Raw genomic sequence first — 26,031 nt, 5'->3', positions numbered from 1 at the left:
CGCTTACTCGTGCAGGCCGCCGGCGACGACGTGGATGAACGCGGCCTGCACGTCGCTGGTCTGCAGGGCGTTGTCGACGTACGCGTCGACCGGCTTGAGGGCCTCCTTGAGCCGGTCGGCGGAGTCCTTCTTGCCGAGCACGACGATGCTGACCTTGACCGGTTTCTCGGGGTCCTGCAGGGCGGTGAGCTTCTGCACGAGGTCCTTGACGGCCTGGGTGTTGACGCTGTCCTTGTTCTGGTCGTCGGTGAGGACGAGGACCTGGTTGAACATGTCGTCGTGGTAGTCGTCGCGGACGGACTGGTACCCGGCGACGATGGCGTCGAAGAGGCCGGGGCCCGGCTTGTGCGCGGCGAGCTTGCCGACCTGCTTGCCGAACGCGGCGCGGCTGGCGTCGTCGAGGCGGTCGGTGGGCATGAGCTTGCGGTAGCCGGGCGTACCCGGGCTGACCTCCCACAGGCCGAGGCGGGAGCCGACGGGCATGAGGCCGCCGAGCACGAGGCAGCCGTCGCGGAGCACCTCGATCGGTGCGACCTTGTTGCCGGGCGACGGTGAGGTGCCGGTGGTGGGAGCGGAGCCGGCGCCGTTGGCCGCGATGTCGACGATGATCAGCAGGTTGCTGCGGCGGTCCTCGGGGTCCCAGGTGGCGAAGATGTGCTGGACGTGGTGCGGCTGGAGCACCTCGAAGGGTTTGGCGGTCGGCTCGGGCAGCACGTTGGCGCCGTCGAAGATCGGCCGGATGTTGTCGGGGCCGCGCAGGCCGGCCTCGGCGATGGCGCGGCTGCCTTCGGGGCTGGTGAACGCGGTGAAGAGGCGGCGCAGCGCGGCGGCCTTCTTCGGGTCGGCGGCGGCGGCCGCGGACGGCAGCCAGGTGTAGCGCAGCAGGGCGGTGTGGTCGGTGCCGATGATGTACCGGCGTTCGGAGTTGGCCAGCCGCAGCGTGGCCAGCAGCGCGTACTCGGGGACGAGGCCGACCTCGCCGGGGGTGTCGGGGACGGCGGCGAGGTCGTGGTTGACGGTGCGGGTCACGCCGAGGACGTTGGTGAGCACGAGCGAGGAGGCGTCCATGCCGCGCTCCAGCCAGACGGCCTCGCCGACGGCGCCGGCGGCGACCATGCCGTCGCCGGACATGGCGGGGTTGCGCACGACCATCCTGACCCCGGAGCCCTTGGTGTTGAGCAGGCCGGACAGGGCGAGCCAGCTGCCGCCGCCGGCGTTGATCCGGTCGCCGGTGGCGGGGTCGGTGACCATGTAGATGGGGCTGGTCGCGAGCGTGGCGTAGGCGTTGAGGATGCCCTTGCTGGCCAGGAACTGCGGCGGGGCGATGACGTCCCAGGCGGCGTCGTCGGGGATCCACAGGTCGGCGCGGCTCTGGGTGAGCTGCCCGGCGGCGGGGCGGCCGTCGGTGCTGGTGGTGTCGACGAGGACGCAGTCCTTGCCGGCCCGCAGGGTGCGCCCGGCGGCGGAGACGACGGTGGTGAACGAGGAGGCGGTGACCACGTGCAGGGTGGTGGGGCAGCCACCGGCGCGGTTGGCGCTGTTGTTGTGCAGGACGAACCAGCCGGCGGCGGCGACGAGACCGACGGCGAGGAGCAGGACGAGCCCGCGCAGCAGTGAACCGACGATGTGGCCGGTCTGGTGCTTGCCCATGGTTTCGAACCATCCGCGAGGTCAGAGGGGGTGGACCGCGGGAAAGTATGCCATTGAGCGGGGCGGATTCCGGTACCGCCCGACCGTCCGGCCGGTACCCTGAGCCGTTCAGCCAGGGGCACCGGCCGGACGGTCACCGGCGGCGTGGACCCGCCCGGGCGGGCGGCGCGCTGCCCGCCGCGTTCAAGGAGATCCGCGGGTACCAGTAACGTGCTGTTCAAACGCCGGCGGTGGTGAAACGCCGGGCGAGGGGGGTACATCAGTGGCATGGCTGACCTGTCGCTGGATGACTACATCGTCGAGGACGACGACGACGATGACCCCGTGCTGCTGCGCAAGGACGGTCGGCCGGTCGACACGTGGCATGAGGAGTACCCGTACGACGAGCGGATGACCCGCGACGAGTACGACCGGACCAAGCGCCTGCTGCAGATCGAGCTGCTGAAGCTGCAGAACACGCTGAAGTCCCGCGGCGATCGGCTGGTGATCCTGTTCGAGGGCCGCGACGCCGCGGGCAAGGGCGGCACCATCAAACGGTTCATGGAGCACCTCAACCCGCGCGGCGCCCGGGTCGTGGCGCTGGAGAAGCCCAGCGAGCGCGAGGCGACCCAGTGGTACTTCCAGCGGTACGTGCAGTACCTGCCGGCCGCCGGGGAGTTCGTGCTGTTCGACCGCTCCTGGTACAACCGGGCCGGTGTGGAGCGGGTGATGGGGTTCTGCACCCGCGCGGAATACCTGGAGTTCATGCGGGAGGCGCCGGAGCTGGAGCGGATGCTGGTGCGCTCCGGGATCAACCTGGTGAAGTTCTGGTTCTCGGTGTCGCGCAACGAGCAGCGGACCCGCTTCCTGATCCGGCAGGTCGACCCGGTCCGGCAGTGGAAGCTCTCGCCGATGGACCTCGCCTCGCTGGACAAGTGGGACGACTACACGGAGGCGAAGGAGGCGATGTTCTTCTACACCGACACCGCCGACGCGCCCTGGACCGTGGTCAAGTCCAACGACAAGAAGCGCGCCCGGATCGAGGCGATGCGGCACGTGCTCAACCGGTTCGACTACGAGAACAAGGACGTCCGCCTGGTCGGCACCCCGGATCCGCTGATCGTCGGCCCCGCCGCCCTCGCCGACGAGACCGTCGACGACGCGCCCAGGCTCTAGTGCAGCATCGCGTTTCTTCATACCCTGGGGAGGTGTCGGAGGGGCGCGAAGATCGATCATGGCGGCTGGGTGAGCACGTCAGCGCCATGTACTCCACCGACGACGAGTGCCGGGACCTGCTGACCGGCTACGTGCGGACCGGGGTCCGCCCCGGGCAGCGGGTGGCGGTCTTCCTGGACGCCGACGACGCGGACCTGGCCCGGCACCTGACCGCGTCCGCCCCCGACGCCGAGCCCGGACAGCTGCTCATCACCCTGTACGGCGCCGGCTTCGACGTGCCGGCCGGGCCCGCCGGGGTCCAGCAACTGCTCGACGGGCTCGCCGCCGTGCGCGACCAGGCGTACGCCGACGGCCAGCGGGGCCTGTTCGTCGCCGGGAAGATGACGTGGGCGCTGCGGGCCGGGTTCGACACCGAGGAGCTGCTGCGTTACGAGTCGGCCGTCAACCGGTTCTTCGGCGACGGGCGCATCGCCGGGCTGTGCCTGTACGACCGCCGCCGCTTCGGCAAGGAGGCGCTCGCCGCCATCGGCGCGGTGCACCCCGGGCCGCTGCTGCGCTTCACTCTCGGTGGCTGGGGCGCGCACCTGCGGCTGTCCGGCGAGCTCGACGCCTCCAACGGCGCCGCCCTGCCGTCCATCCTCGACATCGTCGCCGAGGTCGACAGCACCGTCCTGCTCGACGCCAGCGACCTGCGCTTCCTCGACGCGGCCGGGGCCGGCGCCATCGTCCGGTTCGCCGCCTCCCGGCCGACCCGGCACACCGTGGTGCGCTGCACCCGCGGCGTGCGGCAGGCCCTCAGCCTGGTCGGCGCCGACGCCGTGCCGAGTCTCGTGCTTCGCGACCAGGTCAGCGGGGTATGACTGCACGCGTGCCAGGCTTCCACCGCGGTGTCGCGACCTATTACGAGACCTCCTCCGGGCAGCGCGTCGACATCGACCCCGCCGTCGTGCAGACGGTGCTGTCGCTGCTCGGACCGCCCGCGGACCCGGCCGCCGCCGCGCCGGTCCACCCGGCCGGTCCACTGCCTGAGGTGCCGCGCACCTGGGGCTGGATGCTGCAGCTGTACGGGCTGCGCTCGGCCGGCTCCTGGGGCGTCGGCGACTTCGCCGACCTCGCCGCGTTCACCCGCTGGGCGAAGTCGACCGGCGCCGGGGCGGTCCTCGTCAACCCGCTGCACGCGGTCGCGCCCGTCGACCCGCTGCCCGCCTCACCGTACTCGCCGTCGTCGCGGCGGTTCGTGAACCCGCTGTACCTGCGCATCACCGACCTGCCCGAGTACCGCGACGCCACCGGCGCGGTGCGCGCGTCGGTGGACGCCCTGCGCCCCGTGCCACCGGCCGACGGGCTGATCGACTACGACGGGGTGTGGCGGGCGAAACGGGCCGCGCTCGCCCTGCTGCGCCCCACCGGCGGCGCCGCGGTGCCGGCGGAACGCTCCGACCTCACCGACTTCGCGGTCTACTGCGCGCTCGTCGCCGACCACGGCCCCGACTGGCGGACCTGGCCCGCCGAGCTGCGCCGCCCCGGGCCCGCCGCCTACGCCGCCGCCGACCCGGCCGCCGTCGCCTTCCACACGTGGCTGCAGCGGCGCTGCACGCAGCAGCTCGCCGCGGCGAACGCCGCCGCCGACGGCATGAGCGTCGGGATCATCCACGACCTCGCCGTCGGCATCGACCCCGGCGGCGCCGACGCCTGGATCCTGCAGGACGTCATCGCCGCCGGCGCGAAGGTCGGCGCGCCGCCCGACGCGTTCAACCAGCAGGGCCAGGACTGGGGGCTGGCCACGTGGAGCCCCGACCGGCTCGCCGAAACCGGCTACGCCGCCTGGCGGACCCTGCTGCGGGAGATCTTCCGCCGCGCCGGCGGGCTGCGCGTCGACCACGTCGCCGGGCTGTGGCGGCTGTGGTGGGTGCCGCCCGGTCAGAGCCCCGCGCAGGGCACGTACGTGTACTACGACGACGCGGCCATGCTCGGCATCCTCGTCGAGGAGGCGAAGCTGGCCGGCGCCGTCGTCGTCGGCGAGGACCTCGGCACCGTCGAGGACGTCGTCACCAGGACCCTGCAGGAGCGCAACATCCTCGGCTCGGCCGTGCTGTGGTTCACCCGCGACGACGACGGCCGGTTCCTGCCGCCCGGTGACTGGCCCGCCAACGCGATGGCCAGCATCTCCACCCACGACCTGCCGACCGCCGCCGGGTTCCTGTCCGGCGAGCACGTCCTGGCCCGCGCCGAGGCCGGCGTCCTCACCCGCGACGTCAAGGTCGAGTGGGCGGCCGCGACCGCCGACCGCACCGCGCTGCTCGACCTGCTCGACGCCGAGGGGCTCACCGGCCCCGACAGCACCGACGAGGAGATCGTCCTGGCGATGCACCAGCTGCTGCGGCGCACCCCCTGCCGGATCGTGCTCGCCTCCCCGTACGACGTGCTCGGCGAGGTCCGCCAGCCGAACCTGCCGGGGACCACGACGCAGTACCCGAACTGGCGGGTGCCGCTGCCGCTGACGCTGGAGGACCTGACCGCCGACGCGCGGATGAAGCAGATCGCGGACCTGTTCAACGCGTAGGGCTTCGCCGGTGGCGTTTTTCGATGGCGACCCTTGACGGGGTTGGCCAATATGGGTGCCCGGAATCCCCACAGTGAGTTCCACGGTCAGGGAGCGGGCGGATGTCGTCGAGCGGGAACCAGTACCTTCAGCAGGTCGTCGCACAACAGGAACGCCTCGAGGCGGACCTGCGCTCCAAACGCAGCGCGCCGGCGCCGGCCGCGCAGGCGCCCGCCCCCGGCGGGCCGACCCGGGGCCGGGACCGGCAGCAGGCGGGCCAGCCGACGCCGAACGCGGTCGAGGTCCGGGTCACCGGCATCGGCCGGTGGAAGACCGTCATCGTCCCGCCGAACGCGTTCGTCGTGCACACCCGCCGCGGCCGCAGCGAACCGCTGCACGTCGGGCTCGGCGTGTCGTTCCGGTACAACCCGGCGACCGACTCCTACCTCGTCGTGCCCGGCGCGATGCAGACCATCCTCATCAACGCCTTCTGCATCTGCCGCGAGCTGCAGGGCGTCCTCGTCCAGGCGTACGTGCAGTGGATCATCGAGGACTTCTCCACCGCGTACCGCAAACTCGACTTCGGCGACGCCGAGGACCCGATGCGGCTGGTCAACCTGCAGCTCAAGGAGCAGGCCGAGGCCGCGATCAAGGACAAGGTCGCCACTCTCGGTGTCAGCGACGTCCTCAGCGACAAACAGCCGATCATCGAGGAGCTGACCGCCCGGCTGCGGGCCGTCGCCGAGGGCACCTCGTCCGACACGTCCGCCGGTCTCGGCCTGCGCATCGTCACCGTGCAGATCAAGGAGGCCGTGGTCAGCTCGGCGCGGCTGTGGGAGAACCTGCAGAAGCCGTACCGCTCCGAGCAGGGCCGCATCGCCCGGCTGGCGGAGGTCGCCGCCGACGAGGCGATCGGCGCCCGCGAGCTGGCCGCGTCCCGGCTGCGCCAGACCCAGCAGATCGAGAGCGACCGGGAGCTGGCCGAGTTGCGCGCCCGCAACGCCGCGCTGCAGTTCGACCAGGAGGCCGGCGAGCAGCTGCGCCGCTCCCAGCGGCAGGAGGAGGACAGCCGGGCCCTCGCCGACCTGCAGGACGCCACGGCCCGCCACGCGATGGCGCTGGAGCGGCAGCGGGCCGACGAGGAGGCCGAGATCGGCCGGCTGCGCATCGAACGCGAGACCGAGCTGCGCCGCCTCACCGTCGACGGCGAGCTGGCCGTCGAGGCCGTCCGTGCCCGGGCCGCCCACGAGCGGGCGCTGCTGGACCTGGAGCGCACCCGCCTGCGCGCCGACATCGACAACGCCCAGTCCGCGGAGAGCATCCAGGCGAAGCTCGTCGACGCGCTGCCCGAGATCGTGGCGAAGCTGCCGAAGCCCGCGGAGCTGCGCGCCGTCACCATCGGCGGCAACGACACCAGCACCATCGGCGGGCTGCTCGCCGAGCTGGCCGGTGTGGTCGGCGCGCTGCAGGCGACGCTGAAGAAGCCGTAGCCGCGGCCGGTGCCGGCCCCGCGCGGGGTCGGCACCGGGCCGGGTTTCGGGGCTTCGCGCGCCGAGGGCTACTCGACGGGGGTGAACGGCTGCTTGCACCGGTGGCGCGCCGTCGGGTCCAGGCGCCGCCACCGGATCGTCGCCATGCTGCGGCCGTCGGGCAGCGTGTGCATCGAGATCCCTTCCAGCGGCAGGAACCCGGCCGCCGCCAGCCAGCGCCGGCTGGCCTCGTTGTCGGTCTCGCACCGGGCACGCAGCTCCACGATGCCGAAGTGCCGGTGAGCGAACGCGCAGACGAGGTCGAGGGCCTCCCGGCCGAACCCGAACCGCCGGAACGCCGGGTGGACGAGGCCGCCCACCTCCATGAACCCGTCGCCGCCGCGGCCGAAGCCGACGCTGGCCACGGCGATGCCCGTCTGCGGGTCCCGGCCGACGAACTCGGCGCCCGTGTCGGCGATCACCATGGGGTCGGTCTCGTCGCGTTCGACCACCGGGCCGTTCTCGCCCCAGCCGAGCCGGAACCGGGCCTCCGGGTCGGCGAGCTGCGCCCACACGTCGACGAGCTCCTGCCGCCGGGGGACGGTGAGCTCCAGCCGCGCCGAGCGCGCGCTGTGGAACCCGCCGAAGCCGCACTTGAAGGCGGACGCCGCCACGTGCCCGAACATCCCCGAGACGCTACCCGACGGTCCGCTTCGAAGCGCCATCCGGCAGAGCGAGGTCATGTCCCGCTTGACGGCGCGTACCCGGCACGCTTGAATAACCAGGAGGTTAGATAACCAAGTGGTGAGGTAACGGATGGTCACCGATCAGCTCAGCACCACCTTCGCGGCGCTCGCCGACCCGACCCGGCGCGCCATCCTCGCCCGGCTCACCCGCGGCGAGGCCACCGTCAAGGAGCTGTCCGCACCCTTCGCCATGAGCGGCCCGGCGATCTCCAAACACCTGCGGGTGCTCGAGCAGGCCGGTCTGATCAGCCGTGGCCGCGAGGCGCAGTGGCGCCCCTGCCGGCTGGAGGCCGCACCGATGCGCGAAGTGACGGAGTTCGCCGAGCAGTACCGGCGGTTCTGGGACGAGAACTACGCCCGGCTCGACAGCTATCTCAAGACCCTGCAACAGAAGGACGGCCCCGATGACCCTGCTGCATGAGCCCGGCGTCACCACGTTCGAGCTGCCCAGCGACACCGAGATCCAGATCCGGCGCACCGTCGCCGCGCCGCGCGCCCTGGTGTTCGACTGCTACACCAAACCCGAGCACCTGCCCAACTGGATGGCCGGCCCGCCCGGCTGGAGCATGCAGGTCTGCGAGATCGACCTGCGCCCCGGCGGCGCGTTCCGCTACGTGCTGCGCGGCGACGGCGACGCCGAACTGGTCCTGTCCGGGACCTACCAGGAGATCGACCGCCCGCTGCGGGTCGTCAGCACCGAGACGTGGGGCCCCGGCTGGCCCGAGACGCTCAACACGCTGACCCTGACCGCGTTCGGCAGCCACACCCTGATCACCACGCTGGTGCGGTACCCGTCGAAGGAGGCCCGCGACGCCGCCCTGCAGTCCGGGATGAAGGAAGGCATGGAGGCCGGCTTCGGCACCCTCGAGACCTACCTGAAGGGCGTCGACCTGCCGCCCGTGCCCGACATGCGCCTCGAGCTCGTGCCGGTCCCCGTCGCCGACGTCGACCGCGCGCTCGCCTTCTACGTGGACCTGCTCGGCTTCCACCTCGACCACGACGTCCAGCCCGGCAACGGCGCCCGCGTGACCCAGCTGACCCCGCCCGGCTCGGCCTGCTCGATCGTGCTGTACAAGGACCTGCCGGGCCTCGACCTGCCCGCGGGCACCCTGCGCGGCCTGCACCTCGTCGTCGCCGACATCCACAAGTCCCGGGAGCTGCTGCTGGCCCGCGGCGTGCCGCTCGGCACCGTCGACGACCTCGGCGGTATCCTGTACGCCCCCTTCGCTGACCCCGACGGCAACACCTGGCTGCTGCAGGAGATCCCGCCCCGCCCCTGACCCGGCGTGGGCCGGCCGGCCCACAGGTCAGATGATCGCGGCGGACTCCGGGGGCAGGGTCAGGGTGCCGGTCTGCAGGACCACGGTGTCGTCGGTGGTGAAGAGCAGGCAGTCGGCGGACAGCGGCACGGTGCGCGGGTCGCCGGTGAGGTTCGCGGCCACCACGTGCGGGCCGCGGCGGATCAGCAGCACCCCGTCGTCGTGGGTGACCTCGACCCGGTCCAGGCGCGGGTCGGCCAGGGCCGGGTGGCGCTTGCGCAGCGCGATCAGCGACCGGTACACCGCCAGCATCGCCGGGTCCTGCGCGGACCAGTCCAGGTGGGAGCGCTCGAACGTGGCCGGGTCCTGCGGGTCGGGCACGTCGCCGGGCGGCCAGCCGTGCTCGGCGAACTCCGCGCGCCGGCCCTCGCGGACCGCGCCGGCCAGCTCGGGCTCGGGGTGGCTGGTGAAGAACTGCCACGGGGTGCGGGCGGCGAACTCCTCGCCCATGAAGAGCATCGGCGTGAACGGCGACGTGAGCAGCAGCGTCGCGCCGACCTTCAGCAGGCCGGGGGACAGCACCCCGGTGAGCCGGTCACCGACGGCGCGGTTGCCGATCTGGTCGTGGTTCTGCAGGCAGACCACGAAGCGGTGGCCGGGGATGCGGCGGGTGTCGACCGGCCGGCCGTGCAGGCGCCGGCGGAACGACGACCAGGTGCCGTCGTGGAAGAACGCCGACGTCCACACCTTGGCGAAGCAGGCGGGGGAGCCGAAGTCGCCGTAGTACCCCTGCCGCTCGCCGGTGAGCAGGGCGTGCAGCGCGTGGTGGACGTCGTCGTCCCACTGGGCGTGCAGGCCGTAGCCGCCGCCCTCGCGGGCGGTGACGAGCCTGGCGTCGTTGAGGTCGGACTCGGCGATCAGCGACAGCGGCCGGCCGACCGCGGTGGACAGGGCGTCGACCTCGACGGCGAGCTGCTCCAGCAGGTGCGTGGCGCCGCGGTCGACGAGGGCGTGCACGGCGTCCAGGCGCAGGCCGTCGGCGTGGTAGTCGCGCAGCCACTGCAGGGCGCTGTCGATGATGAACGCGCGGACCTCGCCGGAGTCGGCCTCGTCGAGGTTCAGCGAGCGGCCCCACGTGTTCGCGCCGGCCGACAGGTACGGCCCGAACATCGGGGTGTACGCGCCGGACGGGCCGAAGTGGTTGTAGACCGCGTCGATGATCACGCCCAGGCCGGCGGCGTGGGCGGCGTCGACGAAGCGTTTCAGGCCGTCGGGGCCGCCGTAGGACTCCTGGACAGCGTGCCAGCCGACGCCGTCGTAGCCCCAGTTCCATTCGCCGTTGAACGTGTTGACGGGCAGCAGTTCGACCAGGTCGACGCCGAGGTCGCGCAGGTAGGGCAGTTTCTCGATCGCGGTGTCGAACGTGCCGCCCGGGGTGAACGTGCCCACGTGCAGCTCGTAGACGACGCTGCCGGGCAGCTGCCGGCCGGTCCAGCCGCCGTCGTGCCAGGTGTACCGGTCGTGCTCGTACACCTGGCTCAGGCCGTGCACGCCGTGCGGCTGCCGGCGCGAGCGCGGGTCGGGCATGACGTCGCCGTCGTCGAGCACGAACCCGTAATCGGTGCCGTGGCCGGCGTCGGGCAGCGTCAGCGTCCACCAGCCGCCCGTGTCGGCGGTCATGGGCAGTGCCGACACACGGGCCGACCCGCCGGTGGCCAGGCTGACGGTGTCCGCCGCCGGGGCCCAGACGCGGAACTCGTGCACGAGCTACTCCCTCACCAGAAGCGCGACGGGGTACGTCGCCAGGATGTCGCCGGCCCGGGAGGAGTCCGCGACACGGCCGGTCAGCACGTCGGTCCAGGTGCCGCCGGGCAGCTTGAGGTCCTCGGCGTCCCAGCCGCCGGCGGCGGCCAGCCGCAGCGGCAGCCGGGTGACGACGGTCAGGGCGCCGCCCCGGTCGAACGCGACGGCGTGCCCGGCGGGGTCACCGGTGACCTGCACCGGGTGGTAGCGCTGGAACAGCTCCGGCCGGTCCCGCCGCAGCCGCAGGGCGCGGCTGACGACGAGCAGCTTCGCCACCCCGGAGTCGTCGACCGGCGGGGACACCGCCGCGGCGTCCAGCGCGGCGAGCAGGTCCCGGCGCTCGGCGAAGTCGACCGGGCGGCGGTTGTCGGGGTCGACGAGGGAGTCCTCCCACAGTTCGGTGCCCTGGTACACGTCGGGGACGCCGGGCATGGTGAGCTGCACCAGCTTCTGGCCCAGCGCGTTGGACCAGCCGAACGGCCGGATCCGGTGCACCACCGCCTCCACGTCGGCGCGTAGGGCGGCGTCGTCGTCGAGCCGGCGCACGGCCGCGGCGAGCGTGGCCTCGAACGCCTCGTCGGGCGCGTCCCAGGAGGTGGAGCGGTTCGCCTCGCGGGCCGCCTTCGTCAGGTACGCCTGCAGCCGCTGCGCGCTCAGCGGCCACGCGCCGACCACGGTCTGCCAGAACAGCGCCTCGAACGACACGTCGGGGATGCCGGCCCGCCCGTACAGGGTCAGCAGCAGGTCCGGCGCCTCGGACAGCACGGCGAGGCGGGCCCGCACGTCCTCGCCGCGTTTCGTGTCGTGGGTCGACAGGGTCGTCATCCCGGCCGGCCACTGCTCGAGGCGGCGGGCGGCGGCCTCGTGGAACTCCTGCGGCGGCACCCCGAACCGGGACGGGTCGCCGCCGACCTCGTTGAGGGCGACGAACCGGTTCCACCGGTACATGGCGGTGTCCTCGACGCCCTTGGCCATGACGGCGCCGGTGAGCTGCTGGAACCGGGCGCACAGATCGTCGGCCGGGTCGGTGAGCCGCGGCAGCAGCGCGTCGAGGCTGCCGGCGAGGTCGGGCCGGCGGCGTTTCGTCTCCGCGACGGCCGCGTCGAGGTCGGCCCGGCCGTACGGCAGGTACGTGCGGTACACGTGGAAGTTCGCGGCGAGCTCGCCGAGGGTCTCCGCCGAGCCTGGCGCGAGCGTGTCGAGGCGGCGCAGCTCCGCCGGGAACAGCCGCCGGGTCACGGCCAGCTTCTGCTCGTGCGCCTCCTCGTCCCAGCCGGGCCCGTCCACCGGCGGCGCGCCGTCCGGGTCGACGAACAGGCCGCAGACCTCGCCGAGGGCGTCGTAGCCGGTGGTGCCGTCGACCGGCCAGTGCGCCGGCAGCGGCTCGCCGCGCTCCAGGATCTTCTCCACCACCAGCCACACGTCCGGGGCCCGCTCGCGCAGCGTGGCGAGGTAGCCGCCGGGGTCGCGCAGCCCGTCCGGGTGGTCGACCCGGATGCCGTGCACGTCGCCGGCCGCGACCCAGCGCAGCACCTCCGCGTGGGTCGCCTCGAACACGCCCGCGTCCTCCACCCGTACCCCGGCCAGCTCCGTCACGGCGAAGAACCGGCGGTAGTTGAGCAGCTGGTTGCCCAGCCGCCAGTCGACGAGCCGGTAGTGCTGCCGGTCGTGGACCTGCTGCGGGCTGCCGTCGCCGGTGCCGGGGGCGATCGGGAAGCGGTGCTCGTAGTAGCGCAGCTCGCCGCCGGCGACCGTGAGCTTCGCCAGGTCGGCCGCGTCGCCGAGGACGGGCACGACGATCGGGCCGGCGGCCCAGTCGATGTCGAACCAGTCCGCGTACGGCGAGTCCCGGCCGTGGGTCAGCACGTCCCACCAGGCCGGGTTCGCGGCCGGCTGGAACAGCCCCATGTGGTTGGGCACGATGTCCACCACCAGGCCGAGCCCCTGCTGCCGCAGCGCGGTGGCGAGCCGCCGCAACGCCTCCGGCCCGCCGAGCTCCGGGTTGACCCGGGTCGGGTCGACGACGTCGTAGCCGTGCGGGGAGCCGGGCGTCGCGGCCAGCAGCGGCGCCGAGTAGCAGTGGCTGACGCCGAGGTCGTGCAGGTAGCCGGCGAGCCCGGCGGTCGCGTCGAGGTCGAAATCGGGGCGCACCTGCACCCGGTACGTGCCGGTCGGGACGTTCGCGGCCACGGCTCACACCGTCCGGTCGAGCACGACGAGGGACCGGTCCGGCACGACGAGGGTGCCGCCGGCGGTGTACGACACGCCGCCGCGGGCCGAGCCGGGCGCGGTCGCGATCACCAGCTCCCACTCCTTGCCGTAGTCCTGCTGCGGGATGACGAACTCGAGCGGCTCGTAGTGGGCGTTGAAGCACAGCAGGAACGAGTCGTCGACGTGCCGCTCGCCGTGCGAGCCGCGCTCGGTGATCGACTCGCCGTTGACGAACAGCATCAGGGCCCTGCCGAAGTAGTTGTCCCAGTCCTCCTCGGTCATCTGCCGGCCGTCGGTGGCGAACCACGCCACGTCCGGGATCGGCGTGCCCTCCTGCCGGGCGACGGGCCGGCCGGTGAAGAACCGCCGCCGGCGGAACACCCGGTGCCGCTCGCGGAACGCGGCCAGCCCGCGGGTGAACGCCAGCAACTGCTCGTCGACGTCGTCCCAGTCGATCCAGCTGATGTCGTTGTCCTGGCAGTACGCGTTGTTGTTGCCGCCCTGGGTGCGGCCGAGCTCGTCGCCGGCGGCGATCATCGGCACGCCCTGCGACAGCATCAGCGTGGTGAGGAAGTTGCGCCGCTGCTTGGCGCGCAGCGCGTTGATCTCCGGGTCGTCGGTGGGGCCCTCCACACCGCAGTTCCACGACCGGTTGTGGCTCTCGCCGTCGCGGTTGTCCTCGGTGTTGGCCTCGTTGTGCTTGTCGTTGTAGGACACCAGGTCGTTGAGCGTGAACCCGTCGTGGCAGGTGACGAAGTTGATGCTGGCGAACGGCCGCCGGCCGTCGTCCTGGTACAGGTCCGCCGACCCGCAGATGCGGCTGGCGAACTCGCTGAGCGTCGCGGGCTCGCCGCGCCAGAAGTCGCGGACCGTGTCGCGGAACTTGCCGTTCCACTCCGTCCACAGCGGCGGGAAGTTGCCGACCTGGTAGCCGCCGGGCCCGACGTCCCACGGCTCCGCGATCAGCTTCACCTGGTTGACGACCGGGTCCTGCTGCACGACCTCGAAGAACGTGGAGAGCCGGTCGACCTCGTAGAACTCGCGGGCCAGGGTGGAGGCCAGATCGAAGCGGAACCCGTCGACGCGCATCTCCGTCACCCAGTACCGCAGCGAGTCCATGATCAGCTGCAGGGTGTGCGGGTTGCGCACGTTGAGGCTGTTGCCGGTGCCCGTGTAGTCGGTGTAGTACCGGTTGTCGTCGTCCTCGAGCTTGTAGTAGTGGCCGTTGTCCAGGCCCTTGAAGCCGAGCGTGGGGCCCAGGTGGTTGCCCTCGGCGGTGTGGTTGTAGACCACGTCGAGGATCACCTCGATGCCGGCCGCGTGCAGCGCCTTGACCATGCCGCGGAACTCCTGGACCTGCTGGCCCCGGTGCCGCCGGGCGTAGCCGTGGTACGGGGCGAAGAAGCCGATGGTGTTGTAGCCCCAGTAGTTGGACAGGCCGAGCTCCACCAGGCGCTGGTCGTGCACGAAATGGTGCACCGGCAGCAGCTCCAGCGCGGTCACGCCGAGCCGGCGCAGGTGCTCGATGATCGCCGGGTGGGCGATGCCGGCGTACGTGCCGCGCAGCTCCTCCGGCACCTCCGGATGCCGCATCGTCAGCCCTTTCACGTGCGCCTCGTACACCACGGTGTGGTGGTACGGCACCCGCGGCGCGGCGTCGTTGCCCCAGTCGAAGTACGGGTTGACCACGACGGCCTTCGGCATGAACGGCGCGGAGTCCGCGGTCGACATCTGCTCCGGGTCGTTGAAGTCGTAGCCGTAGACGGCCGGGTCCCAGGCGATGTCGCCGTCGATCGCCTTGGCGTACGGATCCAGCAGCAGCTTGTGCGGGTTGCACCGCAGCCCGCGCGACGGGTCGTACTCACCGTGGACGCGGAAGCCGTAGCGCTGACCCGGCTCGACCCCGGGCAGGTACGCGTGCCACACGAACGCGTCGACCTCGACGAGCTTGATGCGCTCCTCGACGTCGTTGTCGTCGAAAAGGCACAGTTCGACTCCCGACGCCACCTCGGAGAAGATCGCGAAGTTCGTGCCCTGCCCGTCGTACGTCGCACCCAACGGGTACCGGTTGCCCGGCCAGACCTGCATTTCAGCTCCTGCTCTGTCGGCTGGCACCGGTGTTCAACCGTTGCCGCGTTGCCACAGTGTTACGTGCGTCGAAAGTTCACGCGCGAGTACGCGCGAAGCTGGCTGCCATATGCCCAGCGCCACCAATAATGAATCGTGCAGCACGGCGCGTCGGATCTCCGACAGTGCCCCTGACGTGGCGCTGGGATGAATCACACCGGAATTTCGTCGTGGCGCGCGTTTCAAGCAAGGAGGTTCGGATCATAGTTGGGCACATGCCCCCCGGATCGGTCATGACGTTCGGCCCTCATGTCTGCGGCTCGGTCGCCGGGTTCGAACACGAGTGGCTCGTCACCGACGGGACCGGCGGATACGCGACCGGCACGGTCGCGGGGCTCCGCACACGCCGCTACCACGGCCTGCTCGTCACGCCGCGGCGGCACCTCGCGCTCGCCGCCCTCGACCCGGTCCTCACCCTGCCCGGCGGCGCCGAGGTGCGCCTCGCCGTGCACGAGTGGGCGTCCGGCGCGATCGACCCGGCCGGCCACCACCACCTGGAGCACTTCGAGGTGGCCGACGGCGTGCCCCGCTGGCGCTGGCGGGTCGGCGACGTCGTGCTGGAGCGTGAACTGGCGATGACCCACGGCCGCAACAGCGTCGCCGTGGTGCACCGGCTCGTCGCCGCGCCCGCCGGGGTCGCCGTCCGGCTGACCCTGACCGCGCTGTGCACGTGGCGGCACGCCGACGTCGAACGCGACCGGACCACGCCGCCGCCCGCCGTCGCGCTGGCCGGCGACAGCGGGTTCACCGTCGAGGACGCCTACCGCGTCGACGGCCCCGACTTCCGCCCGCTCGGCGAGTGGTACCTGGACGCGTACGCCCGCGAGGAGGCCGCCCGCGGCCTCAACCCCGTCGAGGACCTGTGGGCCGCCGGCACGTTCCAGGCGACGCTCACCGCCGGCGGGACCCTGTCGGTGTCCGCGTGGTCCGGCGACCTCGGCACCGCGCCGCCGCCCGCGCCGGTCGTCGTCGCCGACGCCCGCCGCCGGGCCCGCCGGCTGCTGCGCACGGCGGCCACCGTGGGCGCCCGCGACGCCGTCGACAAGGCCCTCGTCCTGGCCGCCGACGCGTTCGTCGTCACCGGCGACGGCGGCGCGCCCGAGGTCGTCGCCGGGTACCCGTGGTTCGGCAGTTACCTGCGCGACACGATGACCGCCTACGAGGGGCTGTTCCTGGCGACCGGCCGGTTCGAGGAGGGCGCGCGGCTGCTGCGGGCGCACCGCGACCTGCCCGAGCGGATGCGCCCCGCCGCCGGGGGACCGGCGCCGCTGGGCGACGCCGACGGGCCGCTGTGGTTCGTGCACGCCGCCGAGCGGCACATCGCCCGTACCGGGGACGCCGCCCTCGCCGCCGAGCTGCTGCCGGCGCTGGAGGGGGTGATCGCCGCGTACACGAAGGGCACCGCCGACGGGGTGCGCGCCGACCCCGCCGACGGGCTGCTCGTCATCGACGCCGACGAGTCCGGCCTGACATGGATGAACGCCCGCCTGCCGCGCGGCCCGGTCACCCCGCGCGACGGCAAGCCGGTCGAGCTCAACGCCCTGTGGGCCAACGCGCTCGGCGCCGTCGGCGCGCTGCGGGAACGCTGCGGCCGCGACGCCTCCGTGGTGCACACCCGCCGCGACGCGGTGAAGGCGCAGTTCGTCAAGCGGTTCCGGGCGCCGGACGGCTGGCTGTTCGACGTCGTGGACGCCCAGCCCGCGGCCTACCCGAAGGGTGGCGGCAGCGTCCACGACGACGCCGTGCTGCGGCCCAACCAGGTCCTCGCGTTCAGCCTGCCGTACGCGCCCTGCGCCGACGAGGCGCACCTGCGCCAGCACGTGCTGCGGGCCGTCGGCGCCGCCCTGCTCACCCCGCTCGGCCTGCGCAGCCTCGCCCCCGCCGAGTACGGCTACCACGGCGGCCACCGCGGCGGGGTCGTCGCCCGGGACACCGCCTACCACCAGGGGACCGTGTGGCCGTGGTGGCTCGCCCCGTACGTGGAGGCGTGCCTCGCGGCCGGGCTGCCGGTCGACGCGGTGCTCACCGCCGCCGAGGCGCACGTGGGTGAGTGCGGTCTCGGGTCCGTCAGTGAGATCGCGGAGGGCGACGCTCCCCACCGCCCCACCGGCGCCCCGTTCTCCGCCCGCTCGGTCGCCGCGCTGCTGCACGCGAGGTCCGTGATCAGGGCGAACCGCAAGTTGCAGTCGGCATCATCCAGCAAACCAGCACCCACGAAATTGGCCCGCGAAGCCGCTCCGCGCAAGCGCCGGAACGCGCTACGGTGACAGTCGGCGTCGAGAGGTATCCGCTATGCGCGTATTGATGATCGCCTGGGAATTCCAACGTCCGACGACCGATGATGCGCCCCGCGGGCGTATCGCCGCCCTGTCTGCCGCCCTGGTGGCCGCCGGCCACTCCGTGACCGTCGTGACCCGGCACGACCCGGCCGTCGCCGGCTCCGTGTCCGTCGTCGACGGCGTCCGCGTCGTGCACGCCGACGCACCGCCCGCCGACACCACCGGCGGGGCGCTCGAGCACACCATGGCCGTCAACCACCTGCTCGCCGAGGTCGCGCGGCGCACCGTGCCCGACGAGGGCTACGACGTCATCCACGCCCACGACTGGCTCGTCACCCACGCCGCGATCACCCTCAAGGAGTCGCTCGGGCTGCCGTTCGTCGCCTCGATGCAGGCCACCGAGGCGGGCCGGCACCAGGGGTATCTCACCGGCGAGACGAGCCGCTCCGTGCACTCCGTCGAGTGGTGGCTCGGCTCCGAGGCGTGCCGGGTGATCGTGCCGACCGACTACCTGCGGTGGGAGGTCCAGCACCTGTTCGACATCCCCGCCGGCCGGGTCGACGTGGTGCCCAACGGCATCGACCCCGACCTCTGGACCGCCTCGCCCCGCGAGGTCCGCGCCGCCCGGCTCCGCTTCGCCGGTGAGGGCCCGCTGCTGGTCTACGCCGGCCGTCTCATCGCCGAGAAGGGCGTCCAGGACCTCCTGGAAGCGCTCCCGGCGATCCGCGACCGGCACCCCGGCACCCGCGCGGTCGTCGCCGGCGCCGGCGACTACCGGGCCGCGCTCATCGAGCAGGCCCGCAAGCGCAAGCTACACCGTGCCGTGAGCTTCCCCGGCCGGCTCGACCAGCGCACCCTGGCCGCGGTCCTCGCCGCCGCCGACGCGTTCGTCATGCCCAGCCGCTACGAGGCCACCGGCACCGTCGCGCTGGAGGCCGCCGCGTCCGGCGCCGCCCTGGTCGTCGCGTCCACCGGCGGGCTCGCGTCCATCGTCGAGCACGGCGTCACCGGCGTGCGGTTCCCCGTCGGGGAGCCCGACGGCCTCGCCGACGCCGTCAGCGCCCTGCTGCAGGACCCGATGTTCGCCCAGACGCTCGCGTCCAGGGCGCGGCAGATGGTCCGGGACCGGCACTCGTGGCAGGCGACCGCGCAGCGCACCGCCGCCGTCTACGCCGAGGCGGTCACGGCCGCGCCGGCGTTCGAGGCGCAGCGGCAGACCACGCCGCCCGGCGGCCTGCCCGTGGTGTTCGTGCCACCCGGCAACCTGCTCGCGGACCCGCCGGACGTGCCGGTCGGCGAGCCGCCGGAGCTGCTGGTCCGGGCCGCCGCCGAGGAGGCCGCGTGGCAGGCCGGCGCGTCAGCGGCCCGCGAGGCGATGCGGGCCGAGGGCGGGCCGTGGCTGGACGACGCCGAGCGGGAGGCCGCCGACCGCGCCGAGGCGGCCCGGACCGCCGCCGCGGCACCGTTCGACGTGGTCCTCGCCGCGGTGGAGCGCCGCTGACTCCCGCACCCTCCCCCATGATCCCGAATGGTTCCGGTAGCTCTGGCTACCAAAACCATTCGGGATCATGAGCAGGTGTGTGTGGCCAGCCACTCCTGCAGCGGCGCGCACGAGCGCAGGAACGTCACCACGTGCGTCTTCACCTTCGCCGTGCCCAGCCACGGGCGCAGCTCGAACTGGTGCCACGCGATCAGCCCCTTGTGCCGCAGCAGGTCACCGCGCGGGTGGTCCTTCGGGAAGCCCCGCGGCACCGACTTGAGCTGCTCCCGCGACGTGACCGAGGTGCCGCGGGCGGCGAGGTCGGCGACGATCGCGGCGAGCCGCCCGCCGCTGGCGTCGTCGGCGACCGCCTGGCGGAACTTCGCCAGCTGCGGCGGGTCCATCCAGTACGCCCCGGCGCCCGCGGCGAGCCCGGCGGCGGTCAGCTGGATGTAGCCGCCGCGCTCGAACGACGCCGCGCACGACGTCTTGTACGGCGACTTGTCGGCGCTGAAGCGCACGTCCCGGTACGGCCGGAAGATCTTCGCCGGGCCGAACTCGGGCTCCAGCTCGGCGAGCAGCTCGGTCATCGGGGCGCGGACCTTGTCGTCGTAGACGGCCTTGTGCGCCGTCCAGTAGGTCTTTGAGTTGTCCGCCTCGAGACCGTCGTAGAAGTCGAGGGCCTCGGCGGGCCAGCCACGGAACGCCACCGCCGCAGTCTACGTCGACATGACGAGGTGGGCGTTGGCCCGCAGGTGCGACACGAGCGCCGGCGGCGCAGACCGCGGCGAGCCGGCCGTGAACGGCGGCTGCGGGTCGTACTCGGTGGCGAGCTGGATCGACTGGGCGACGTCCGGGCCGGCGATCGTGGCGGCGAGAGTGAGCGCCAGGTCGATGCCGGCCGAGACACCGGCGCCGGTGACGTACTTGCCGTCCCGCACGACCCGCTCCGCCGACGCGGTCACGCCGTAGCGGGGCAGCAGGTCCAGCGCCAGCCAGTGCGACGTGGCGGTGCGGCCGCGCAGCAGGCCGGCGGCGGCGAGGACGACCGAACCCGTGCACACCGACGCCGTCCACGCCGTCGCCGGGTCCACGGCGCGCAGCCACCCGTGCAGGGCCGTGTCCGCGGTCTGCGCCCGCACGTCGGGGCCGCCGGGCACGAGGACGAGGTCCGGGGCGTCGCAGTCGGCGAGCGCCCGGTCGGCGACGAGGCGCAGCGCGCCGGTGTCGGTGCGCACCGGGCCGGCCGTCACGCCGGCGAACGTGACCCTGGCGCCGGGCAGCCGGGACAGGATCTCGTACGGGCCGATCGCGTCGAGGGCCGTCATCCCGTCGTACACCACGAAGATCATGTGCATGTGAACCGCTCCTTGTAGCAGGTCGGGGTGACACCGAGCGTCCGCACGAACGCCCGGCGCATCGCCTCGCCGGTGCCGTAGCCGCAGGCGCGCGCGGTGTCCTCGACGAACGCGCCCTCCTCCAGGTGCCGGCGGGCGGTCTCGAGGCGGACCCGGTCGACGTAGCGGCCGGGCGGAGTGCCGACCTCGGCCGTGAATGCCCGGCTGAACTGCCGCGGCGACAGGTTGGCGAGCCTGGCCAGGGCGTCGACGCTGAGGTCGCCGGCCGGGTGCTCGGCGATGTGCCGCTGCACCTCCCGCAGCGGGTCGCGGGCGGCGACCTGCGCCGCCAGCTGCGCGCTGAACTGCCGCTGCCCGCCGGGCCGGCGCACGAACATCACCAGGTGCCGGGCGATGGCGAGGGCGACGTCGCGGCCGTGGTCGGCCTCCACGACGGCGAGCGCGAGGTCGATGCCGGCGGTGACCCCGGCGGACGTCCACACGTCGCCGTCCCGGACGAAGATCGGCTCGGTGTCGACGGTGACCCGCGGGAAGCGGCGGGCGAGGGCGCCCGCGTGCCGCCAGTGGGTGGTGGCGCGGCGCTCGTCGAGCAGGCCCGCCTCGGCCAGCAGGAACGCCCCGGTGCACACCGACGCGACCCGCCGCGCGCCCGGCGCGGTGGCGCGCAGCCAGGCGACGAGCCGCGGGTCGCCGGCGCGGGTGCCGGCGCCGCCGGGCACGACGATCAGGTCGGCGGCGTCCCCGCCGGCCAGGTCCCCGTCGGGGGTGAGCCGCAGCCCGCTGGACGTGGTGACGGTGCGGCCGTCGATGCTGCCGGTGCGGATGGTGTACGACCCGGGGCGGGCCTGTTCGGCGCCGGCGAACACCTCGACGGGGCCGGTGACGTCGAGGCTCTGCACGCCGTCGAAGAGGGCGACGAGGACCCGCTGGGCTGCCATGCCTGCGATCCTCACCGGCGCCGCGCGGTGACCGCAACGACGCCGGCCCCACCTTTCCTGCCATGCGCCGGGCACGGAAACGCCGGTCGACCGTTGGGGGTGGTCGACCGGCGCGAGCTGCGGTTCTTTGTGGAGCGGTTGGCGTTTGGCGTTCGGTTTGGCTTCTGTGGAGCGGTTGGCCTTGTGGAGCGGTTTGCTTTGTGGGGTGTCAGCCGGCGCGGCGGCGGGCCCTGCGCATCGCGAGCTCGTCCCCGCCGGTGGCGGCGAACTCGTCGGTGGCCGTGGGGGCCTCCTCGGCGGGGGTGGCCGCCTCGGCCGGCAGGTGCGACAGGGTGCCCTCGATCTCCTTGAACGCGCCGGAGATCGCGATGCCGAACACGCCCTGGCCGCCCTGCAGCAGGTCGACGACCTCCTCGGGGGAGCGGCACTCGTAGACGGTGGTGCCGTCGGAGATGAGGGTGATGCCGGCCAGGTCGGCGACGCCGCGGGAGCGCAGGGTGTCGATCGCCTTGCGGATGTTCTGCAGGGAGACGCCGGCGTCCAGGAGGCGCTTGACCACCTTGAGCACCACGATGTCGCGGAACGAGTAGAGCCGCTGGCTGCCGGAGCCGGCCGCGTCGCGCACGCTCGGCACGACCAGCCCGGTGCGGGCCCAGTAGTCGAGCTGGCGGTAGCTGATCCCGGCGGCGTGGCAGGCGGTCGGACCGCGGTAACCGACGTCGTCGGACTTGGCGAAAGCGCTCACCGAAACCGTGTCAGCAGCATGACCGGGTATCCCGGGATCGGGCGGCTGTTGCATTGCGACCCACCTCCAGCGTCAACACGGCAACCCTATAGCGCACCTTGAGGGTCTGCGTGGAGGTAACGCCGCGACACGCCGCGTGTCGGTGCGCCGAATTTTCCGCGCGTCGCCACTGTGACCATTTGTCCCGATTCAGCTGGCCGTTCACCTGGCCGTTCACCACGGGCGCGGGTGGTCACAGTGCCGAACCTACCCGGCGAAGTCCTCCGGGCGGACCTGCTCCAGGAACTCGCGGAACTTCTCCACCTCGTCCTCCTGCTCGTCCGGGATGACGATCGCGGCCTCGGTGAGCACCTGGTCCGCGCAGCGGATCGGCGCGCCGACGCGCAGCGCCAGGGCGATCGAGTCACTCGGCCGGGCGGAGACCCGCACGTTGTCGCCGATCACGAGCTCGGCGTAGAAGATGTTGTCCCGCATCTCGACGATCTCGACCGCCTTCAGCGGGGCCTTGAGCGCCGCCAGCATGTCGCGCATCAGGTCGTGGGTGAGCGGCCGGGCAGGCTTGACCCCCTGCTGCTCATAGGCGATCGCGGTCGCCTCCACCGCACCGATCCAGATCGGCAGGTAGCGGTCGCCGTCGACCTCCTTCAGCAACACGATGGGCTGATTGGTAGGCAGCTCCACGCGTACACCGACCACATTCAGCTCTCGCACTGCCCGCCTCCGTGTCGACTTGCCACTCCCTGCACGGTACACGGGCGAAGGGGAGGTCGTGCCACTCGCGCCACCGCACAAGTGCGCTCAGTGGCGAAGATCGCTCCGGCCGAGGGTGTGGGGAGGGGTCCCCGACAGCTCATTTGCCCAGGATCTCCCGCAGCCCGGCACGCACCAGCGCGGCGTGCACCCGCTGGGTCAGCGCCGCCAGCTCGTGCACCGTGTCGGCGGCCCGTGCCCGCGCCGCCGGGCCGCTCTGCCGCGTCATCGGGGTCACCAGCTGGCTGAACAGGCCGATCTCGCGGTCCGCGGCGGCCCGGTAGGCGCGCAGGTGGCGCGGCTCGACGCCGAACTCGGCCAGCCGCGCCGCGGCCGTGGCCACCTCCAGGGCGTCGGCGTCGTAGCCGCCGCCCGGGCGGGGCCGCAGCAGGCCGTGCTCCTCCAGGGCGCGCAGCGTGGCGTCGCCGAGCCCGGCCTTGTCCAGCAGCTCGTCCCGGGTGAGCCGCACCTCGGCGGGCACCTCGACCGGCACCGACTGCGAGACCTCCGTGAGCGGCTCACCCATTGTGGCGAGATGCTCACGGATCACCCGCAGCGGCAGGTAGTGGTCGCGCTGCGCGGTCAGCACATACCGCAGCCGGGCGATGTCCGTCCAGGTGTACTTGCGGTACCCGGCCGGGGTCCGGCGCGGCTCCACCAGACCCTCGGTCTCCAGGAACCGCAGCTTGGAGATCGTGACATCGGGGAAGTCGGCGCGCAGCTGCGCGAGCACCTCGCCGATGCTCATCAGGCGCTCCCCGCGGGCAGCGCCCTGAGGACCGCCACGGTCGTGCCCGTCGCGGTCCTGCGGTGTGTCCCAGGCGGCTGCCGTCGCCCCCGTCATCGCCTCAGCTCTCGTCGGGGCGCGGTCCTGCCACGAACACGAGGCGGAACTTGCCGATCTGGACCTCGTCGCCGTTGCTGAGGGTGGCGGCCTCGACCCGCTCGCGGTTCACATACGTGCCGTTGAGGCTGCCGACGTCGCGCACCGTGAACGTGCCACCCTCGCGGTGGAACTCGGCGTGCCGCCGGGACACCGTGACGTCGTCGAGGAAGATGTCACTGTCGGGGTGACGGCCGCTGGTCGTCACGTCGTGGTCGAGCAGGAAGCGGGCACCGGCGTTGGGGCCGCGGCGCACCGCCAGCAGGGCCGTGCCGGGCGGGAGCGACCCCGACACGCGGGTGGGAACCACGTCGTCGTCCGGCCCGGCGATGGCATCCTCAATGGCGCCAAGGTTGAGCGTGGACGTGACGTCGAGCGGGGGGAACTCGTCGTCTGGGCGTGTCATGGAACCACCTCACGGTCGTCTACTCGGGTGTCCTCCGATGCGACAGGCTGATGCATACGGTTGACTGAGCGAGCCTAGTCACGCCCGAAATCACGGGTCAACCAGACTCGCGGCACCGTATTGCCGCATTTCCTGTCGCGGGTCGTCGGACGTTGTCTTCTCGTGCTCATCGCGTTTCCGCTTTGCCGTGCTCAATCGGCTGATTCGCGGATCAGCCGATGTCGGTGAACCGTATTGTCGCGGCTCAGCTGTTTTCCGTCAGCTCCCGGTACGCCGCGGCGTCCAGCAGCGTGTCGACCGCCGCAGGGTCGTCGGCCTTGAGCACGACCAGCCAGCCGTCGCCATACGGGTCGGTGTTGATTGCCTCCGGCGTGGCGTCGAGGGCCCCGTTGACCGCGACGACCTCACCCGAGACGGGCGCGTAGATCTCCGAAACACTCTTGGTGGATTCGACCTCACCGAACGAGTCGCCGGCCTTGACCGTCGCGCCGACCTCCGGCAACTGCACGAACACGATGTCGCCCAGCGCCTCCTGGGCGAAGTGGGTGATGCCGACCTTGAAGGCGCCGGCCTCGGCCGGTGCGAGCCACTCGTGCTCCGCCGTGTAGCGCAGATCCTCGGGAATCACGTCGGTCCTTAGTCGTCAGGCGGGCTTTGCGTACTGCAACTCACCGGCGGTGTGCAACGCGGTCACGCGCACCGGATCCGCTGCACGCACCAGAACCGTACCGCCGTGCTGCCGCACGCTGTCCACCACCCCTCCGGGGATGTTCAGTGCAGTGCGCATGGTGTCCGGTCCGCCGATGACCATGATCGTATAGGGTGCGGCGAGACTCAGCCCGGCAACCACCAGCCGGTCGTTGTCCCCGTCCACGAAATAGGTCGACGCGACGACCCGCACCGTGCCGCCGTCGTGCCCGTTGATCTGCATCGCCTCGGCGCCGGCCCCCCGCAGCTCCTCCACCGCGTCCAGGATCACCTCCGCCTTGACCTTCTCCGTCCCGGGCGTGATCTCGATCGACAACCCGGGCCCCTCCGCCGGCAACGTCCCGGCCAGGATCCCCAGCTCGTCGGCCCGCTTCCGCGCCTCGGCGAGCGCGGCGTCCCGCCCCTGCGCCCCCGAGTCCAGCTGGCGCCGCGTCTCCTCCAGGTCACTGATCTCCCGCCGCAGCCGGTCCTGCTGCGCGTCCAGGTCGGACAGGATGCGCACCAGGTCCTCGGGCCGCGCGGCCGCCAGCCCGGCGTCGGAGTTGCTCGCCTTGAACTGCACCGAGATGGCGAACCCGAGCAACGCCACGAGCAGCGCGATCACCAACCCCGTCCCACCCCGCTGCCGCCCGGACCGCGGTGGGGGAGTGCCGGCACCGCCGGCGGCCGTGGCCAGGTCGTCGTCGTGGGTGAGGGGATCGCCGCTCGTGCCGGTGGCATCACCCGCGCCGCTGGTCGGGGTGGCTGCCTCACCCGCAGCGTGGCTCGCTGTGGCGGCCTCGTCACCCGAGGGGGTGCTTCCGCCGCCGCCGGCCTCGCCCGCGTTGCCGGTTGTGGTGATGGCCAGGCCGCTCGTAGGTGCAGTGGGTGTGACGTCCTGATCCGCGCCGCTGGTCGAGGTGATGGCCGGGCCGCTCGTAGGTGCAGTGGGTGTGACGTCCTCACCCGCGCCGCTGGTCGAGGTGATGGCCGGGCCGCTCGTAGGTGCAGTGGGTGTGACGTCCTGATCCGCGCCGCTGGTCGAGGTGGTGGCCGGGTCTTCCGCGCTGCTGGTCGCGGCGGGGGTCCGGCGCCCGGCGTCACCGGTCGTGGCAGCGGCTTCGTCGCCCATGCCGTGCGTCGTTTCCTCGCCCATGCCGTGGGTCGTTTCCTCGGCTCCTCCACTGCCGGACATTTCCGAAATGTCGCCCGATGGGGGGATGGGGTGAGGGGAGGGAGGTCGCCGGCGGGCCCGCGCTGCGTCGGAACGGAGGGGCTTCGCGTCAGGTGAGGCCGCGACGTCCCGCTCGGCGGCGTTGGGCGCGGTGGCAGCGCCCGGCTCACCAGCGACGCTCGGTTCGACAGCGTCCGGTCCGCCAGCGGCGCCCGGTCCGCCAGCGGCGTCCGGTCCGCCAGCGGCGCCCGGTCCGCCAGCGGCGCCCGGTCCGCCAGCGGCGCCCGGTCCGCCAGCGGCGCCCGGTCCGCCAGCGGCGCCCGGTCCGCCAGCGGCGCCCGGAGATCGGAAGAGCCCACGTCGGAACTC

Annotated in this window: 22 protein-coding genes; 8 read left to right on the top strand and 14 right to left on the bottom strand. The window is 72.8% G+C overall.

Annotated elements, in window-relative coordinates:
- Positions 1 to 3: 3 nt before the first annotated feature.
- Positions 4 to 1,650 carry a substrate-binding domain-containing protein gene (locus AB0H83_RS10245; protein WP_360090049.1) on the bottom strand — a complete coding sequence of 549 codons (1,647 nt, stop codon included), beginning with the start codon at positions 1,648 to 1,650 and terminating at the stop codon, positions 4 to 6.
- 267 nt (positions 1,651 to 1,917) lie between these two features.
- Between AB0H83_RS10245 and ppk2 the strand changes: the two genes are divergently transcribed.
- The 4 genes from ppk2 (at position 1,918) to AB0H83_RS10225 (ending at position 6,837) form a co-directional block, all read left to right on the top strand.
- Positions 1,918 to 2,805 (top strand): polyphosphate kinase 2, encoded by an 888-nt coding sequence (gene ppk2, locus AB0H83_RS10240; RefSeq protein ID WP_360090046.1) that lies wholly within the window; start codon positions 1,918 to 1,920, stop codon positions 2,803 to 2,805.
- A gap of 32 nt (positions 2,806 to 2,837) precedes the next feature.
- Positions 2,838 to 3,665: an MEDS domain-containing protein gene (locus tag AB0H83_RS10235; RefSeq protein WP_360090043.1), complete on the top strand. Its 828-nt coding sequence runs from the start codon at positions 2,838 to 2,840 to the stop codon at positions 3,663 to 3,665.
- Between the two features lie 8 nt (positions 3,666 to 3,673).
- The gene (locus tag AB0H83_RS10230) at positions 3,674 to 5,368 is read left to right on the top strand and encodes a 4-alpha-glucanotransferase (protein ID WP_360090040.1); all 1,695 of its coding nucleotides are present in this window, start codon (positions 3,674 to 3,676) and stop codon (positions 5,366 to 5,368) included.
- 101 nt (positions 5,369 to 5,469) lie between these two features.
- Positions 5,470 to 6,837: an SPFH domain-containing protein gene (locus AB0H83_RS10225; protein WP_360090037.1), complete on the top strand. Its 1,368-nt coding sequence runs from the start codon at positions 5,470 to 5,472 to the stop codon at positions 6,835 to 6,837.
- Positions 6,838 to 6,905: 68 nt separating this feature from the next.
- Here AB0H83_RS10225 and AB0H83_RS10220 read toward each other — a convergent pair whose 3' ends face one another.
- Complete coding sequence (locus AB0H83_RS10220; RefSeq protein WP_360090034.1) at positions 6,906 to 7,502, bottom strand: GNAT family N-acetyltransferase; 597 nt, start codon at positions 7,500 to 7,502, stop codon at positions 6,906 to 6,908.
- 130 nt (positions 7,503 to 7,632) lie between these two features.
- Here AB0H83_RS10220 and AB0H83_RS10215 point away from each other — a divergent pair, with 130 nt between their 5' ends.
- Both AB0H83_RS10215 and AB0H83_RS10210 read left to right on the top strand, forming a co-directional pair.
- The gene (locus AB0H83_RS10215) at positions 7,633 to 7,983 is read left to right on the top strand and encodes a metalloregulator ArsR/SmtB family transcription factor (protein ID WP_360090031.1); all 351 of its coding nucleotides are present in this window, start codon (positions 7,633 to 7,635) and stop codon (positions 7,981 to 7,983) included.
- Positions 7,967 to 8,842, top strand: a complete 876-nt coding sequence (locus AB0H83_RS10210; RefSeq protein WP_360090028.1) for an SRPBCC domain-containing protein — start codon at positions 7,967 to 7,969, stop codon at positions 8,840 to 8,842. The genes AB0H83_RS10215 and AB0H83_RS10210 overlap by 17 nt, the downstream gene beginning before the upstream one ends.
- Before the next feature lie 27 nt (positions 8,843 to 8,869).
- Here the strand turns inward: AB0H83_RS10210 and treZ are convergent, their stop codons facing one another.
- Genes treZ through glgX form a run of 3 tightly spaced genes read right to left on the bottom strand, consistent with a single transcriptional unit; the run spans position 8,870 to position 14,923 of the window.
- Positions 8,870 to 10,585, bottom strand: coding sequence for a malto-oligosyltrehalose trehalohydrolase (gene treZ, locus AB0H83_RS10205; RefSeq protein ID WP_360090025.1), 1,716 nt, complete (start codon positions 10,583 to 10,585; stop codon positions 8,870 to 8,872).
- A gap of 3 nt (positions 10,586 to 10,588) precedes the next feature.
- Positions 10,589 to 12,814 carry a malto-oligosyltrehalose synthase gene (gene treY, locus AB0H83_RS10200; RefSeq protein WP_360090022.1) on the bottom strand — a complete coding sequence of 742 codons (2,226 nt, stop codon included), beginning with the start codon at positions 12,812 to 12,814 and terminating at the stop codon, positions 10,589 to 10,591.
- A gap of 3 nt (positions 12,815 to 12,817) precedes the next feature.
- Positions 12,818 to 14,923 (bottom strand): glycogen debranching protein GlgX, encoded by a 2,106-nt coding sequence (glgX, locus tag AB0H83_RS10195; protein WP_360090019.1) that lies wholly within the window; start codon positions 14,921 to 14,923, stop codon positions 12,818 to 12,820.
- Positions 14,924 to 15,177: 254 nt separating this feature from the next.
- On the opposite strand from glgX, the gene AB0H83_RS10190 reads away from it, so the two are divergent.
- Positions 15,178 to 17,229: an amylo-alpha-1,6-glucosidase gene (locus tag AB0H83_RS10190; protein WP_360090016.1), complete on the top strand. Its 2,052-nt coding sequence runs from the start codon at positions 15,178 to 15,180 to the stop codon at positions 17,227 to 17,229.
- Between the two features lie 25 nt (positions 17,230 to 17,254).
- A complete protein-coding gene (locus AB0H83_RS10185) occupies positions 17,255 to 18,742 on the top strand; it encodes a glycosyltransferase family 4 protein (protein ID WP_360090013.1) in 1,488 nt (495 codons plus the stop codon).
- 65 nt (positions 18,743 to 18,807) lie between these two features.
- On the opposite strand, the gene AB0H83_RS10180 is transcribed toward AB0H83_RS10185, so the two are convergent.
- The 9 genes from AB0H83_RS10180 to AB0H83_RS10140 form a co-directional block, all read right to left on the bottom strand.
- Entirely contained in the window at positions 18,808 to 19,431 is a 624-nt protein-coding gene (locus tag AB0H83_RS10180; protein WP_360090010.1) for a DUF2461 domain-containing protein, read from the bottom strand.
- 9 nt (positions 19,432 to 19,440) lie between these two features.
- Positions 19,441 to 20,079: a DJ-1/PfpI family protein gene (locus tag AB0H83_RS10175; RefSeq protein WP_360090007.1), complete on the bottom strand. Its 639-nt coding sequence runs from the start codon at positions 20,077 to 20,079 to the stop codon at positions 19,441 to 19,443.
- The gene (locus tag AB0H83_RS10170; protein WP_360090004.1) at positions 20,070 to 21,017 is read right to left on the bottom strand and encodes a GlxA family transcriptional regulator; all 948 of its coding nucleotides are present in this window, start codon (positions 21,015 to 21,017) and stop codon (positions 20,070 to 20,072) included. The genes AB0H83_RS10175 and AB0H83_RS10170 overlap by 10 nt, the downstream gene beginning before the upstream one ends.
- Before the next feature lie 208 nt (positions 21,018 to 21,225).
- Positions 21,226 to 21,816: a MerR family transcriptional regulator gene (locus AB0H83_RS10165; protein WP_033358825.1), complete on the bottom strand. Its 591-nt coding sequence runs from the start codon at positions 21,814 to 21,816 to the stop codon at positions 21,226 to 21,228.
- Between the two features lie 192 nt (positions 21,817 to 22,008).
- A complete protein-coding gene (locus tag AB0H83_RS10160) occupies positions 22,009 to 22,473 on the bottom strand; it encodes a bifunctional nuclease family protein (protein ID WP_033358824.1) in 465 nt (154 codons plus the stop codon).
- Positions 22,474 to 22,612: 139 nt separating this feature from the next.
- The gene (locus AB0H83_RS10155) at positions 22,613 to 23,260 is read right to left on the bottom strand and encodes a MerR family transcriptional regulator (protein ID WP_360089999.1); all 648 of its coding nucleotides are present in this window, start codon (positions 23,258 to 23,260) and stop codon (positions 22,613 to 22,615) included.
- 100 nt (positions 23,261 to 23,360) lie between these two features.
- Positions 23,361 to 23,801, bottom strand: a complete 441-nt coding sequence (locus AB0H83_RS10150) for an FHA domain-containing protein (RefSeq protein WP_033358822.1) — start codon at positions 23,799 to 23,801, stop codon at positions 23,361 to 23,363.
- A 244-nt stretch (positions 23,802 to 24,045) separates the two neighbouring features.
- On the bottom strand, positions 24,046 to 24,429 hold the full coding sequence (gene gcvH, locus AB0H83_RS10145) for a glycine cleavage system protein GcvH (RefSeq protein WP_360089995.1): 384 nt from the start codon (positions 24,427 to 24,429) through the stop codon (positions 24,046 to 24,048).
- Positions 24,430 to 24,444: 15 nt separating this feature from the next.
- Entirely contained in the window at positions 24,445 to 25,644 is a 1,200-nt protein-coding gene (locus AB0H83_RS10140; protein ID WP_360089992.1) for a DUF881 domain-containing protein, read from the bottom strand.
- Positions 25,645 to 26,031: the final 387 nt, after the last annotated feature.

This window comes from Dactylosporangium sp. NPDC050688 (assembly GCF_040654515.1).
In the GTDB taxonomy this organism is placed as follows: Bacteria; Actinomycetota; Actinomycetes; order Mycobacteriales; family Micromonosporaceae; genus Dactylosporangium.
The sequence above is the reverse complement of the archived record's forward strand: the minus strand, read 5'-3'. Positions and strand labels throughout refer to the sequence as shown.